The organism is Micromonospora sp. NBC_00362 (assembly GCF_026342155.1).
GTDB classification, from domain to species: domain Bacteria; phylum Actinomycetota; class Actinomycetes; order Mycobacteriales; family Micromonosporaceae; genus Micromonospora; species Micromonospora hortensis.
The window spans coordinates 3,248,700-3,262,999 of record NZ_JAPENH010000001.1; the positions used below are offsets into that span (position 1 = coordinate 3,248,700).

The following is a 14,300-nucleotide window of genomic DNA, read 5'->3' on the forward strand; positions in this document are numbered from 1 at the left end:
GCGAGTCAGCGCGGTTTCAGCGCCCTTTCCGGGCGCTCAATACGTTCGCGGCATGACAGTCAAACGTTCCACGCGCACCAGGCGCGGGACCGCCGTGCTGGCGATGATCGCGGTCACGGCGGCAAGCGTGCTCTTCGGCGAACCCGCGTCGGCCGATCCCGTCCCCGTCCCCGTCCCTCAGGCAGCGCTCACCGACCGGGCCTTCGGCCAGGTCGCCGAACTCCATCTCCAGGGCGCCGCTCGGATCACCACCGTCGTGCTGTCGGCCGAGTTCGTCCAGTGGCACCGGCTGCACCCCAACGCCACAGCCGCACAGGCGCAGGCCCAGCTCACCACACGCCACCAGGTGCTCGACGAGTCGCTGACCACGTTCGACCTCCTGCTTCCCGAACAGGACCTGCTGCTCAAGTCCGTCGACATCCTGCTCGGCGCGCCCGGCGGCGACACCCGGACCTCGCCGGAGATCACCGGCCTGGTCGGGGCCGTGATCGGCAAGACTGTCGAACCGTGGGACACCCGCGAGGAACTCGCCTCCGGCGCGCTGCGGACCGCCCAGTGGCTGCGCGGCCGCGATGACGCTCTCGCCGCGGTGTGGTCCGCGACCCGGCAGGCGGGGGCCGCCAGCGCGCCCGTCGCCACCGCCTGGAACGCCGTCCTCGGTGAGCCGGTCGGGGTGGACATCACCAGCACCTACGAGGAGCTCCAGCAGGATCCCGGCCTAACGCATGTCGACCTCGACGCGATCCTGGCGCTGCGGGACGATTCGACGGCGTACGTAGCGGCCGCCAAGCAGCAGCTGGCCTCCCTGCACGCGGAGCTGCTCGGCCTGAGCCTGGAGATCCGCCTCGAGATCGGCGAGAACAACCAGAAGTGTCCGCCGGAGGGGCCGCCGAGCGCCGCGTGCACCGCGGCGGCCAAGAAGGCCGCCGAGGACCGGGACAAGGCTCGACAGCAGACGATCTCCGACATCAAGGCCGGGGTGGGCATGGTCTCCACCATCATCGGGTTCGCCGACCCCGCCGCCGGCAAGAAGTCCAAGGTGATCGGGGAGGCGGTCCTCACCACGATCAGCGCGATCTCCAAGTACGCGGCGGCGATCACCGGCCGCGGCCTCGCGGGCTCGATCTTCAGCACCGCGACGTTGGCGATGACCGGCAACGTCTTCGGTGCGGTGATGTCGATCGTCGGGCTCTTCGGCAGCAGCGGACCGTCGCTGGACGCACAGATCCTGGCCCAGGTGAAGGCCCTCCGCGACGAGGTGCGGGCCCTCGGCGACGAGATGCGGGCCAGCTTCGCGCGGGTCGAGGCCCAGATCAACACGGTGTACGCGAACATGATGGCCCAGTTCGACAAGTTGAACGCCGCGATCGCCGGCAACACCGCGCAGATCACCCTCGTCCAGCAGCAGGTCGCCCAGCTCGGTCTGCGCCTGGAGGACATCGCCGCCACGGTGCTGGCCGCGATCGGCGACGCCACACTGCACGACGCCCGCGCCGACATCAACAGGTACGTCGGCTACCTGGAGAACTTCGGTCAACCGATCCCGACGTACGGCGAGTTCGTCGGCCCGGAAAACGAGTTCCACCTGACCTCGACACAGCTGGCCAGCGGCGCCGCGTTCGTGGTGCCCCGGACCGACGCCGACAACCCGGCGGTCGACCCGACCACGGTGCTCAACAGCTTCGGCGAGGCCCGATCGATCAACTACCTGGCTCGGGTCGCCAACGGACGTGACCCCTCGATGGTCGAACCGTCGACGCCGGTCGGCAACCCGACGGTGTGGAACCTCGGCGCGCAGGCGTACGCCATGTTGATGCTGCAGAACCCGACGTACGCCGCCCAGGTCAGCACCGGCCGCGCGGCGCAGATCGAGGCGGAGGGCACCCGGATCGCCGACCTCGCGGCCAGCTTCGGTCGGCCGGTCAACGGCAACGCCAACGTCCTGATCACCGGGCTGGTCAACGACTACGTCGCCGCCACCAACGAGCTGTCGACAGCGCTGGCCGCCTTCCGGACCAACGACGTCCAGGTCCGCTACGAGCCGGACGCCAACGGCGTACAGGTGAAGACGCCCAAGAGCTACGACCTGTTCTGGGACACCGACAAGCCGCTCGCCGCGGCGCCGGCGAAGGCCGACGAGGCGACGGTGCCCGCGTGCGAGGGCAGCAGGCAGATCGACCGGCCGAGCAACGTTCGCCACGAGCTGACGTCGAACATGGTGCGGGCAATCCAGTACGCGTACACACCGCGCCACGACGAGCCGCCCGCCGGGGTACGGGAGTTGCCCGAGGTCGGCTACTGCTACACGCCGAGCTGGGTCTACACGCGTACGACGGGCTACGGCAGCGGGGTGATCCGCCACTACGGCAAGCTGCGGTTGCAGATCCACAGCCGATTCCGGCTGAACTCGAACACGGCCTGGCAGAACTCGCGCACCGCCGACTACACCTGGCCGAACGAGCAGGTCTACCAGGTCGACTGCGAGTTCTTCAACTGTGACAGCGAGACCACGCCCGAGCAGGGACTGACCCAGAAGTGGCCGTCCGGACGGTACGCCTTCGAGGGCGGCGCGACGGCCGTGAACAACACGGCGCTGGACGCCACGCTGACGCCGACCCTGCGCGGTTTCCTCCAGGCACGGCAGAAGTCCATGTACGACCGGCTACGGGACCAGAGCACCCAGGTCAGCGGGCCGGTGCCCACCGCCCTGAAGAAGCTGAACACGGCGGCGCGGCTGCTCCAGGCGTACACCCGGTTGGGTCTGCCCAACGCCCTCGACTCGGACGACGTGTTGTCCGCGAACCTGTTCGGGCAGTACCAGATCCCGGTGAACATGCCGACGGACGCCAAGATCGGTAACGCCTATGCCAGGGCGAGCGGGAACTACGCCCTCTGCGGGCCCACGCCGTGCTCGCCCGACTCCAGCCGCCCGCTGCGCGACCAGGTCAGCCTCAAGGTGCCCTGCGAGCCCGCTGTCGACTCGTCCCACCTGCCCGGTGACCCACTGGGCGACTGTCTGATCACCAGCGCGCGGTCCCGCGCCAACACGCTGATGCAGCGGTACGAGGTCTGGGCGGACCAGATGACCGCCGGCCTGCACCGCGAGCGGGTGCCGTGGATGAACGACACCCTTCTGGGCTTGCGCATCACCACGCGCCTGACCCACGCCAACTGATCCACTCGCGTTGCCGGCGTCTGCGGACGCCGGCAACGCTTGGTGTCAGGTTCAGTTAGCGTTCGGGCCATGGGATCCGTGGACGTGGTCTTGGCGGTCATCGCCGCCGCAGCCAACCTGGCTTTCGCCACTGTGCTGTTCCACAAGAGCCGTGGCGGCACGACGGCGCCCCGGATCTTCGGCCGCCCTCAGCCCCAGCCGCGCCTGCGGGCAATGATGCACGTATGCCTGGGGCTGGGGACGGGCGTCGGCTGGCTCGCCAAGGACATCTTCCCGCCCCACTCCACCGGCGACACGGTGCTGTTCAACGTGGCGAGGGTCCTGCTGTTGGCTGCGGTGGTCTCGGCCCTGCTGACCGCCTTCCGGCACTCGCGACCCATCGGTGACAGGGCCGCTCGCTAGCTCTGGCGCTGGCCGTCCGGGTGCCGATCCGGCACGTCGCGACCAGCAAGCTTGCTCGAGTCGTGCACCCTGCCGAGCGGGCAACGGCCGCTGCGGCTGGCCGAACTCGCCTTCGCCACCATCGCTCCAGGAGGCACCTGTTCGACCGGGTCACCGGCATGATCGGGGTCCGAGGGCACATCGGTACGGTCCACGGATGACAGTCGTCCGCTCTGTCCTGCTGTTCGTCGTCGCCGCCCTGTTCGAGATCGGCGGGGCCTGGCTGATCTGGCAGGGCTGGCGCGAGCACCGCGGCCTGTGGTGGATCGCCGCCGGAGTCATCGCCCTCGGCGCGTACGGATTCGTCGCCACCTTCCAACCCGACCCGAACTTCGGGCGCATCCTCGCCGCCTACGGCGGCGTGTTCGTCGCCGGATCCCTCGCCTGGGGCGTGATCGTCGACAAGTTCCGGCCCGACCGGTGGGACGTCATCGGCGCCGGCATCTGCCTGATCGGCGTCGCCCTGATCATGTACGCGCCGCGTAACGCAGGCGGCTAAGTCCGCCCGTTCCCCGCTCCGCCGACCTCAGCCTCGTTCCGCCGCACGACCGTCCCGCACAGTCCCCGTCCACGGCGCCTGAGGTGCACCGGAGGTGTTCGGAGTGTTCGGACCTGTTCGGACCTGTCCGCGCGTCTGTCATGCATCGACGGATCGCGCCCATCATCGGTCGTGACGACCACACCGGTCGTTTCTCGACGGTAGGAGATTGCCGATGATCCGCAAGAATTCACGCTGGTTCGGTGCCACGCTGATGGCGATGGCGCTCACGGTCACCGGGCTCGTGGCCACCCCGAGCACCGCTTCGGCGGGGTACCCCGTGATCGTGTATTCGGCCGACCCGTACTCCGCCGGCAACGGCTTCGCCATCTACACCAACTCCGGAATTGATTCGGCGTTCAGAGCCTGCGACGAGGGCGCAGCCGACGGTCGCCGTACCATTGGCCGCATTTGGTGGGAGCCCGTCTACGCCAAGGTCACGCTCCACGCGGCGAACGGCAGTGGCACCTGCTCCGAGCCTTACTACGTCAGACTGCTGCCGGGCACGAGGGTCTATGTCGAAGCCTGTGAACGCAAAGGCGCTGGCGGCTCCGACGAGAAGTGTCGAACGACCTGGGACATTGTGGCGTGACGGAGGACGGCCGGCCGGCGTTCGCCGCTGCCGGCCGGCCGTCAGGCCGGTCGCGCCGACGTGTCGCCGGGCAGGACGGCGGTGCGCAGCGCGGGGGTCGGTTCCGGTGTCCGGCTGAAGACTGACGTCAACGCTGATGCCAAGCCCGACCCGCCGTAGCGTGGCGGGGTGGCAGCACCCCGCATGGCACCGCCGTCAGGGATGAGCCGCCGGCTGACGTTCCTTTTCGCGTTGGCGGCGGGAGTGGCAGTCGGCAACCTGTACTGGGCCCAGCCACTGCTCGGCTTCATCGCGGGCGATCTACGCGTCACGACCGCGACGGCCGGCTGGCTGGTCACCGCGACGCAGCTCGGGTACGCCGTCGGCGTGCTGCTGCTGGTACCGCTCGGTGACGTCCTGGACCGCCGCCGGTTCGTCCCGATCATGCTGCTGACCTCGGCCGCCGCACTGCTGATGTGTGCGCTGGCGCCGTCGATCGGCGTACTCCTCCTCGCACTCGGCGTGCTCGGCGTGACGACGATCTCCGGGCAGATCCTCACCCCGCTCGCCGGAGACCTTGCCGGCGACGCCCAGCGGGGTCGGATCGTCGGCGTCGTCGGATCGGGGACCCTCACCGGCATCCTGGCCTCCCGCACGATCAGCGGCCTCGTCGCCGACGCCGCCGGGTGGCGGACGATCTTCGCCCTCGCCGCGGTTCTCGCCATCCTGCTCGCGATCGTGCTCTACCGCGCGATCCCCCCGCAGGCGCCGCGGACGCGCATGCCCTACGCGCAACTCATCGCCTCGGTCGGCGCGGTCGTCGTACGCGAGCGGGCGGTCAGGTGGACGCTGGTCCTGGCCGCCACCGGATTCGCCGCGTTCTCGCTGTTCTGGACGGCGCTGACGTTCCTCCTCAGCGGCCCGCCGTTCCGGTACCCGGTGGCGGTGATCGGGTTGTTCGGGTTGGCCGGCCTCGCCGGCGTCCTCTCCGGCCTGCGCGGCGGACGGCTACACGATCGCGGTTGGTCGGTCCCGGCCACCGGCGCGGCCTGGGTACTGGCCCTCACCGCGTTCGTCGTCGCGGCGTTCGCCGTACGGTCCGTCGTCCTCGTCATCATCGTGATCGTCATGCTCGACGTCGCCCTCCAGACGCAGGCCCTGCTCAACCGGGCGCGCCTTTTCGCCCTCTCTCACGAGGCCCGGAGCCGGCTCAACACCGCGCTGGCCACCTGCAACTTCGTCGGCGCCGCCATCGGCTCCGCCGCCGCGACCGCGCTCTGGACCGCGGGCGGCTGGACAGCGGTCACCATCGCGGGGGCGGCGCTCTGCTGCTTCGCGCTCATCGTGTGGGCGCTCGGACGTCGTGGTCCACTCGTGCTCCGCACCGCCCCGCTGGACGACGCAATTCAGGGGGTATGACCAATTGGTCATGCCCCCTGAATATTGCTGGTGCGCCGCCAGGGACTCGAACCCCGAACCCGCGGATTAAGAGTCCGCTGCTCTGCCAGTTGAGCTAGCGGCGCTCGCTGACAACGGGACGAGACGTTAGCAGCAGGCCGGACGGTTCCCCAAGGCGGCCACCGAGCGCGGCGTCACCGGGTCGGACGTGCTCACCGACGTGCAGGCAAACCCGGGTCAGGCTTAGAGTTGTGGTCGTACCGGGTTCCACAGTGACGAGGCCGGCTTGACGGCAGCGCCGACGCCAACGCCGTGGATGCTGCGGTCGGCCAGGTCCGGTTGATCAAGCGGGTTTGCTCGTTACCGCTACCTGCCGCGCTGACCGGCGTCAACGGCGCCGAACGGCCGGCTCGGCCGCGAGCCCGCGGTGGATCCGAGGAACCTCGCGCCGCTCCAGGGGGAAGTAGCCAGGTGAGCACCCATTCGATGTTGTTGTTCGTGCTCGCCGCTGTCGCGGTCATCGTCGTCGTGCGGTGGGTGGCGGCCCGCACCGGTCTGCCGGCCGCGGCGCTTCTACCGCTCATCGGCATCGCGTACGCGCTGCTCCCCGGCCCCAACGTCGGCCTGGATCCCGAGCTTGTGCTCATGATCGTGCTGCCACCGTTGCTCTACAGCGCCGCACTGGACTCCTCGCTGTTGGACATCCGCCGGAACCTCCGCATCGTGGTCAGCCTGTCCGTGCTGCTGGTGCTCCTCACCGGGGTACTGGTCGGTATCGGGTTTCACCTGTTCGTCGCCGGGGCGACGCTCGCCGCCGGGATCGCTGTTGGCGCCGCCATCGCGCCGCCCGACCCGGTGGCTGCCCTGGCGGTGGGCCGCCGAGTGAACCTGCCACCGAAGATGGTCACGATCATCCAGGGCGAGGGGCTGCTCAACGACGCCACCGCGCTGACGATGCTCAGCGTCGCGGTGGCCGCCGCGGTGGGTGGTGAGTTCTCGTTCCCGTCCGCGATTGGTCAGTTCGTGTTGGCGGCGGTCGGCGGGGTCGCCGTGGGAGCGGCAGTGGCCTGGCTGGTACGTCTGGCCCGACCGTTCACCGCGGACCCGCTGTTGTCGAATGCCATCTCGCTCGCGACACCGTTCGTGGCCTACCTGTTGGGCGAGGAACTGCACGTCTCCGGGGTGCTCGCCGTGGTGATCGCCGGGCTGATCGTTGGCCACAAGACGCCTCAGCTCACCTCGGGCGCCGCCCGGCTGCAGACCAGCGCGGTGTGGCGGTTGGTCGACTTCCTCCTCGAAGGCTTCGTCTTCCTGCTCATCGGCCAGCAGCTTCCCGAGGTAGTCAAGGGCCTGCGTCAGTACGACACGTCGACCATCGTCATCGCGGTCGCGGTGTCCGTGGGCGTGGTGCTCCTGCTGCGTCCCGCGTGGCTGGTGATGACCCAGTCCCTCCCCCGGTCGCTGCACACCCGGCTGGGCGGCATTTCCGAGCAGGACGACCCCGACGAACCCGGGACCGCCCGGCAGATCGAGCGTGCCGACCGCAACGCCCGCCGACTCACCTCCCGCGAGGTGGTGGCACTGAGCTGGTCCGGCACCCGTGGGGTGATCAGTCTGGCCGCGATCTTCACCCTGCCGCTGACCACTAACAGCGGCGCGCCCTTTCCCGACCGTGACCTCCTGCTGTTCTGCACCTTCGTGGTCGTCCTGGTGACACTCGTCGGGCAGGGCCTGACGTTCGCGCCGCTCGTGCGGATGCTGGGCCTGCGCGCCAACGAAGCCGACCAGGCCCGCGTACGCAACGAGGCCCGCTCGGCGGCGGTCGAGGCCGCCCTGGCTCGCCTCGACGAGGTTGCCGCGGTGGAGCCGGACAGCGCGGTGGCCGTCAACACCACTCGTACGCAGCTGCTGGCCCGACTGGCGCGCTACCGCGGACGGCTGGACCTTCTGGAGCAGAGCGGATCATCCGAGCTGCCCACCTCGCCGGCGTACGAGGCGGCGCTTCGTATCCGGCGGACAGCCATCGACGCGCAGCGCGAGGAACTCGTGCGCTGGCGCGACTCCGGCCGACTGCCGGACGAGGAGCTCCGTGTTCTGGAACGTGAACTCGATCACGAGGAGCTGTTGCTGCCGAGGCGGTCCTCCAGCTGACCTGCCACGCCTGTGTCGAGCCACCGGCGTCGTACCCCGTCGCACTGGCGTACGCGAAAAAGGCCCTGACCGGCAGACATCTGCCAGGTCAGGACCTTCATCGTTGGTGCGCCGCCAGGGACTCGAACCCCGAACCCGCGGATTAAGAGTCCGCTGCTCTGCCAGTTGAGCTAGCGGCGCTCATCGGCAACGGAGAGAACATTAGCACCCCTCCAACACGGGCTCCAATTTGGTTCCCCGGGTCCCCCCTTCGGTCGAGCTTTGCCGGCAAAAAGCCCCAAACCGACCACCGCCGCCAAGATCGGGGCGTGGGTTGCGGCGGTGATGCGGCACGATGTCCGCCAGGTACGCGAGAACAGAGGTGGGCATGGCACGGTTCACGCGAGCCGGGGCGGTGGTGGGCGCCCTGACTCTGGCGGCGTCGCTGGCACTGACCGGATGCGGCGGCGGCGAGAAGAAGCCGGAATTCGTTGGCGGGGCGTCCTCGGACGTGAGCGCCACCCCTGGCTCAGCCGCACCTTCGACACCGAGCACACCGAGTGGGCCGGCGCTCACGCTGAGCCCGGCGAACGGCACCAAGAATCGGCCGGTGAGCACGGAGATCAGCGCCAAGCTCCCGGACGGCGGGAAGGTGTCCGCTGTCACCCTGACGGCGGACGGCGGCGGCTCGATCGAGGGCAAACTGCGTAGCGATGGTTCGTCCTGGGTGCCGTCAGCTCCGCTGAAGTGGGGTACGCGCTACACGGCCACTGTGACGGCGAGCGCGTCGGACGGCACGAGCAGCCAGGGCACCAGCAGCTTCACCACGATGGCCAAGCCGAAGTCGACAATCGGTTCGGGCCTGTACCTCTTCGACGACAAGAGTTACGGGGTGGCCATGCCGGTGGTCACCGAGTTCCACCCGGGCATCCCGAAGAAGGACCGGGCTGCGGTGCAGAAGCGGATGTTCGTCCGGACCGACCCGCCTCAGCCGGGCGCGTGGCACTGGGTCAGCAATGGCACGCAGGCCTACTACCGGGCCCCGGAGTACTGGAAGCCGGGCACCACCATCACCGTGCGGATCGCGCTGGCGGGGGTGCCGTTGAGCAACGGCAAGTACGGCGACATCGACCGCAAGGCCACCGCCAAGATCGGCCGGTCGTTCGAGATGAAGGTCGACAACGCCAACAAGAAGATGACGGTGTACGAGAACGGCGCGCCGGTACGCACCATTCCGGTGAGCCTGGGCAAGAAGAGCACACCGTCGTCGAGCGGCACGATGGTGGTGATGGAGAAGAAGGAAGCCACTGTCTTCGACACCCGCGACGACCCGGATCCGGCCAACCGCTACGTGACCGACATCCAGTTCGCCCAACGGCTGACCTGGGGTGGCGAGTACATCCACGCCGCGCCCTGGTCGGAGCACGTGCAGGGGCGGCAGAACGTCTCGCACGGCTGCGTGAACGTGTCGATGGCGAACGCCAGGTGGTTGTTCGGCAAGACCCGGATCGGTGACCCGATCACGATCAAGGGCACCGAGCGCAGGATCGCCGCCGGTAACGGTTGGACGGCGTGGAGCCTGAGCTGGTCGGAGTTCGTCAAGGGCAGCGCGTTGCCGGTGCCCAGTGGTGGGGCCGGTCCGGCGGTCTGAGCCGTCGGCCTCGTTGCGCCGGCTCGGCCGTTGGCCGGGCCGGCGTACCCTTGCACTCCCGCCGCTCGATGACAGCGCGGCGACCCCCGCGCTCCCGACACGGAGACGAACCAGGCTCACGAAACGCCGGATAGTAGCAGGATTCGGGCACTATTGATGGCGTGTTTCGGTTCACCCTCGGCAACCGGGGCCGGCTCTGGCGCGTCAGTAAGAGACGATGGGGCAGCGACCACAACTGTGAGGGAATTCATGCGAGCTAGCCAGGACCAGCTGATCAGGCCCGGTGGGCGACGCCGCGTGTTCGCGGCGGGGCTTCTCGCCGTGGCGCTGGCCTTCACCTCGGCCTGCACCGACGGCGACGGCGGCAAGCCGTCCTCGTGGCACGGCGGCGGCGAGAACCCGGCGCCGAAGGCCGCCGCGACGATCAGCGAGCCGGCGGCCGACGCCAAGGACGTGCCGGCGTCCACCGGCGTCACCTTCACCACGAAGGACGCCGTGGAGACCGCTGTCGAGCTGAAGGACGCCGCCGGCAAGGTGGTCGAGGGCGCCCTCGCCAAGGACGGCAAGTCGTGGCTGCCGACCGGCGCGCTGGCCTACGGCACGAGCTACACGGCCACCGTTACCGCCAAGGGCGACGACGGACGCCCGGCCACCGCGACGAGCACCTTCACCACGATGGCCAAGCCCGGCAACCAGGTACGGGTGAGCAGCTTCCTCGGCGACAACCAGGTGGTCGGTGTGGGCATGCCGCTGATCGTGAAGTTCAGCCGGGGCATCCCGGAGGACTACCGCGACGACGTGCAGCGCCGGATGACTGTCACCTCGACGCCGGCGCAGGCGGGGATCTGGCACTGGGTCAGCCCCACCGAGATCCGGTTCCGGCCGAAGGAGTTCTGGAAGACCGGCAGCAAGGTCTCCTACCGGGTCCAGGCGGGTGGCCTGCCGATGGGCGCGGGTTGGTACGGCCGCGCCGACCTCTCGGTGGACGTCAAGATCGGCGCGGCGGTGGTCATGACTGTGGACAACAAGACCAAGCGGATGACGGTGACCCGCAACGGCTCTGTGATCAAGACCATCCCGGTGAGCCTGGGCAAGAAGAGCACCCCGTCGTCCAGCGGCACCATGGTCGTCATCGAGAAGCTGCGCAAGACGGTCTTCGACACATTCGAGGAGCTGGGCCCGGAGGAGGGTTACCGCACCAAGATTGACTTCGCGCAGCGCCTCACCTGGGGCGGGGAGTTCATTCACGCGGCACCCTGGTCCGAAGGCCAGCAGGGCACCACTAACGTGTCGCACGGCTGCGTGAACGTGTCGATGGCCAACGGCGACTGGCTCTTCAAGAACACCCAGATCGGCGACCCGATCACGGTGAAGGGCACCGAGCGCAAGCTGCAGAACGGCAACGGCTGGACCGACTGGAACATGAGCTGGGACGAGTACGTGAAGGGCAGCGCCCTCCCGTACGAGCCTCCGGCCGACCCGGACGCCACGCCGACCCCGGACGGGACGGGCGCCCCGTCCCCCACGCCGACCTCCTGAGCCAGCCGACGAAAGCCCCCTCCTCGGAGGGGGCTTTCGCGTAGGCCCTGTCTCGCCCCGACAACGACTCAGGCCCCCTCCGAGGAGGGGGCCTGAGTCGGTGAAACCAGTGGGGTGACTGAGGGGAATTGAACCCCCGACAACCGGGACCACAACCCGGTGCTCTGCCAACTGAGCTACAGCCACCATGCCGCCGTCGCCCGGTCGATCGCTCCGGGCGGGGTGCGGACCAATAATAGCCACACCACGACGCACCTCGTCCAGCGGGTTCCCTGCTCCCCGGGACGAGCCGGCGCGGTCAGAGTTCGGCGGCGATGGCCTTGGCGGTCTCGACATCCGGGCCGGGCAGCGGAACGAAGACGGTGCGCCGGTAGTACTCCAGCTCCCGGATGCTCTCCCGGATGTCGGCCAGCGCCCGGTGCGCCAGACCCTTCTGCGGCTGACCGAAGTAAACCCGGGGGTACCAGCGACGACAGAGTTCCTTGATCGACGACACGTCGATCATCCGGTAGTGCAGGTGGGCGTCGAGGCGGGGCATGTCCCGGGCGATGAAGCCCCGGTCGGTGGCGATCGAGTTGCCGCAGAGCGGCGCCGTCCGCGGATCCTTGACGAAGGTGCGGACGTAGTCCAGGACCAGGTCTTCGGCCTCGGCGAGGGTGACCGCCGAACGGCGGACCTCCTCGGTAAGGCCGGACTTGGCGTGCATGGTCTGCACGATCTCCGGCATCCCCTCCAGCGCCGCCTCGTCGGCGTGGATCACCACGTCGACACCGTCACCCAGCACGTTGAGGTCGGGATCGGTGACCAGTGCCGCAACCTCGATCAGTTTGTCCCTGCCGAGGTCCAACCCAGTCATCTCACAGTCGATCCAGACGAGGAGATCAGCCACCGGGACAGCCTACGCGCAGCCCACGCCCCGCGGCTGCGCGCTCTCGGCCGACCGGACCGCTAGGGTTTCGGGGTGCCAGCAGAACCCGTCGCACCGCCCGCCGTCACCGAAGACGATCCCGGCGGCCGTACGGTCCGCCGTCTGGTCACGGTGGTGGCCCTCGGCGCTGTGCTGCCAGCGCTCTACCTGCCCGGCCTCGTGCACGATTTCTTCGATCTCAAGATCTACATGTCCGCGATGGACTGGTGGCGCGTCGGCCACCCGCTCTACGACTACGTCCAGCCCGACCGGGTGCAGGGCGAGTTGTACTTCACCTACCCACCGTTCAGCGCGCTGCTGCTGTGGCCGTTCGGTCTGTTGCGGCTCGGCGCCACCGTGGCGATCTTCACGGCGCTCACCGTGCTGGCCGTGGTGCTGACCACCCGGTGGCTGGTGACTCCGGTGATCGCCCGACACGACCTGCCCCGAACGTTCACACTGATCGCCGCCGTACTGCTGGTGCTGGCGGTGGAGAGCATCCGCGAGACGATCACCTTCGGCCAGATCAACATGTTGCTGGTCGTGCTGATCCTGGCCGATCTACTGTTCGCGGTGCCGCAGGCGCGACGCTGGGCCGGGGTGGGCGTGGGGCTGGCGACGGCACTCAAGCTCTTCCCCGGCATCTTCATCGTGTACCTGCTGGCCACCCGGCGGTGGCGGGCGGCGGCCGTGGCAAGCGCGACAGCGGCGGCGGCGACCCTGCTCGCGGCGGCGATCGCCCCTCGTGACTCGTGGCGGTTCTGGACGCACGAGCTGTGGACCACCGAGCGGGTGGGACGCACCGACATCGTCGGCAACCAGTCGCTGTTCGGCCTGCTCAGCCGGTTCACCGAGCCGGAGAAGCCGGACCGGCTGCTCTGGCTGCTGCTGGTCGCCGCGGTGGCCGGCTACGGGCTGTGGCGGGCCGCCCGTGCGGCGCGGGCCGGCGACGCGGTGGCCGGCCTGACGTTGACCGGGCTGGTCGGTTCCCTGGCGAGCCCGATCACCTGGACCCACCACATCTACTGGTTCGTGCCGGCGGTGGTGCTGCTCGCCGACGCGGCGTTGAGCGCGGACCGCCCGGAGGAGGCACGCCGGCGTCGGTGGCTGGCCGGGCTCGCGCTGGGCATCACCGCCGTGACCATCTACGGCGTGGTGACGTTCCAGGCCTGGGGCGCGGGACCGGTCCGCACTCACGACCCGGTGGACTTCGTCGTGCAGAACACCTATGTGCTGCTCAGCCTGCTGCTGCTGGTGGCGTTGCCGGTGCGCTCCGGGCTCGGTGCGGAAAATCGCACCAATTGGACAGACCTCCCGAGTAGCCATGTTCGGCGCTAATCTGTCCTCATCTACCTCAAGCGTCGCTCGGGTAGCACCGATCCCCCGGTGAGGGTGGCCCTCCGCGTCGGCAGCGCGGAGGGCCGCTCGCCGTCTCACCCACCACCACCGGCCGGGCAGTCACCCGACCGGGCCACCACGGGCCGGATCGTCGCCCGGTGCGGCCGCCACCGGCCCGGCCGTCGGCTCGTCCACGTCGGCCGGCGGCCAGGCGAGACTCAGCGTCACCTCCGGTGGACGGGGCAGCCGGACCGGTTCGTCCAGGTCGGCGAGGGTGGCCGCACGGGCCGCGCCAATCGCCGACCGCGCGGGTTCCGGGGCTCCGGAGCCGACCGGGGCGAGTTGTCGTGCCGGCAACGGTGAGGTCGGATCGGGTTGGCGAGGGCCCAGGCCACTCAGCGAGGTGACCCCGAGCCGGCCGGCGAGCACCGGCACCTGATCCGGCTCGACCACGAAGATCACCTCGCGTGGCCGTAGTGGCCGTAGCAGGAGCAGCGCCGCGCACACCACCAGCAGCACGCCGACGGTCAGCAGACCCCAGGTGGCCGGGCCGGTCCACCCGACCCGCAACTCGGCGTGCAGGTCCAGGGCCAGGTCGTCCTCGCCGTCGGG

Annotated in this window: 10 protein-coding genes, 3 tRNA genes and 1 pseudogene; 9 read left to right on the top strand and 5 right to left on the bottom strand. The window is 69.4% G+C overall.

Annotation, left to right across the window (positions count from 1 at the left end; translation table 11 throughout):
- Positions 1–52: 52 nt before the first annotated feature.
- The 5 genes from OG992_RS14755 to OG992_RS14775 all read left to right on the top strand — a co-directional run bounded on the left by OG992_RS14755 (position 53) and on the right by OG992_RS14775 (position 6,144).
- On the top strand, positions 53–3,175 hold the full coding sequence (locus tag OG992_RS14755; RefSeq protein WP_266303513.1) for a hypothetical protein: 3,123 nt from the start codon (positions 53–55) through the stop codon (positions 3,173–3,175).
- A gap of 69 nt (positions 3,176–3,244) precedes the next feature.
- Positions 3,245–3,577 (top strand): hypothetical protein, encoded by a 333-nt coding sequence (locus OG992_RS14760; protein WP_266303514.1) that lies wholly within the window; start codon positions 3,245–3,247, stop codon positions 3,575–3,577.
- 196 nt (positions 3,578–3,773) lie between these two features.
- Positions 3,774–4,115 (top strand): YnfA family protein, encoded by a 342-nt coding sequence (locus OG992_RS14765; RefSeq protein ID WP_266303515.1) that lies wholly within the window; start codon positions 3,774–3,776, stop codon positions 4,113–4,115.
- A gap of 214 nt (positions 4,116–4,329) precedes the next feature.
- Positions 4,330–4,746 carry a hypothetical protein gene (locus tag OG992_RS14770; protein ID WP_266303516.1) on the top strand — a complete coding sequence of 139 codons (417 nt, stop codon included), beginning with the start codon at positions 4,330–4,332 and terminating at the stop codon, positions 4,744–4,746.
- 168 nt (positions 4,747–4,914) lie between these two features.
- Positions 4,915–6,144 carry an MFS transporter gene (locus OG992_RS14775; protein WP_266303517.1) on the top strand — a complete coding sequence of 410 codons (1,230 nt, stop codon included), beginning with the start codon at positions 4,915–4,917 and terminating at the stop codon, positions 6,142–6,144.
- 28 nt (positions 6,145–6,172) lie between these two features.
- Here the strand turns inward: OG992_RS14775 and OG992_RS14780 are convergent.
- Positions 6,173–6,248 (bottom strand) — tRNA-Lys (locus tag OG992_RS14780).
- 361 nt (positions 6,249–6,609) lie between these two features.
- Between OG992_RS14780 and OG992_RS14785 the strand changes: the two genes are divergently transcribed.
- The gene (locus OG992_RS14785; RefSeq protein ID WP_266305207.1) at positions 6,610–8,274 is read left to right on the top strand and encodes a Na+/H+ antiporter; all 1,665 of its coding nucleotides are present in this window, start codon (positions 6,610–6,612) and stop codon (positions 8,272–8,274) included.
- Positions 8,275–8,378: 104 nt separating this feature from the next.
- Here OG992_RS14785 and OG992_RS14790 read toward each other — a convergent pair.
- Positions 8,379–8,454 (bottom strand) — tRNA-Lys (locus OG992_RS14790).
- 187 nt (positions 8,455–8,641) lie between these two features.
- On the opposite strand from OG992_RS14790, the gene OG992_RS14795 reads away from it, so the two are divergent.
- Positions 8,642–9,904, top strand: coding sequence for an Ig-like domain-containing protein (locus OG992_RS14795; protein WP_238684745.1), 1,263 nt, complete (start codon positions 8,642–8,644; stop codon positions 9,902–9,904).
- Between the two features lie 249 nt (positions 9,905–10,153).
- Positions 10,154–11,443 (top strand): Ig-like domain-containing protein, encoded by a 1,290-nt coding sequence (locus tag OG992_RS14800; RefSeq protein WP_266303518.1) that lies wholly within the window; start codon positions 10,154–10,156, stop codon positions 11,441–11,443.
- Positions 11,444–11,553: 110 nt separating this feature from the next.
- On the opposite strand, the gene OG992_RS14805 is transcribed toward OG992_RS14800, so the two are convergent.
- Positions 11,554–11,629, bottom strand: a tRNA-His gene (locus OG992_RS14805).
- A gap of 112 nt (positions 11,630–11,741) precedes the next feature.
- Positions 11,742–12,332, bottom strand: a complete 591-nt coding sequence (gene orn, locus OG992_RS14810; protein WP_091393455.1) for an oligoribonuclease — start codon at positions 12,330–12,332, stop codon at positions 11,742–11,744.
- A gap of 72 nt (positions 12,333–12,404) precedes the next feature.
- Between orn and OG992_RS14815 the strand changes: the two genes are divergently transcribed.
- The gene (locus tag OG992_RS14815) at positions 12,405–13,688 is read left to right on the top strand and encodes a glycosyltransferase family 87 protein (RefSeq protein ID WP_266303519.1); all 1,284 of its coding nucleotides are present in this window, start codon (positions 12,405–12,407) and stop codon (positions 13,686–13,688) included.
- A gap of 384 nt (positions 13,689–14,072) precedes the next feature.
- Here OG992_RS14815 and OG992_RS14820 read toward each other — a convergent pair.
- A pseudogene (locus OG992_RS14820) lies at positions 14,073–14,285 on the bottom strand (hypothetical protein); the annotation flags it as partial.
- Positions 14,286–14,300: the final 15 nt, after the last annotated feature.

Coding starts and splice junctions, on each gene's coding strand:
- OG992_RS14770 (WP_266303516.1), top strand. CDS start 4,330: ATGATCCGCAAGAATTCACGCTGGTTCGGTGCCACGCTGATGGCGATG.
- OG992_RS14795 (WP_238684745.1), top strand. CDS start 8,642: ATGGCACGGTTCACGCGAGCCGGGGCGGTGGTGGGCGCCCTGACTCTG.
- OG992_RS14755 (WP_266303513.1), top strand. CDS start 53: ATGACAGTCAAACGTTCCACGCGCACCAGGCGCGGGACCGCCGTGCTG.
- OG992_RS14760 (WP_266303514.1), top strand. CDS start 3,245: ATGGGATCCGTGGACGTGGTCTTGGCGGTCATCGCCGCCGCAGCCAAC.
- OG992_RS14800 (WP_266303518.1), top strand. CDS start 10,154: ATGCGAGCTAGCCAGGACCAGCTGATCAGGCCCGGTGGGCGACGCCGC.
- OG992_RS14785 (WP_266305207.1), top strand. CDS start 6,610: ATGTTGTTGTTCGTGCTCGCCGCTGTCGCGGTCATCGTCGTCGTGCGG.
- OG992_RS14765 (WP_266303515.1), top strand. CDS start 3,774: ATGACAGTCGTCCGCTCTGTCCTGCTGTTCGTCGTCGCCGCCCTGTTC.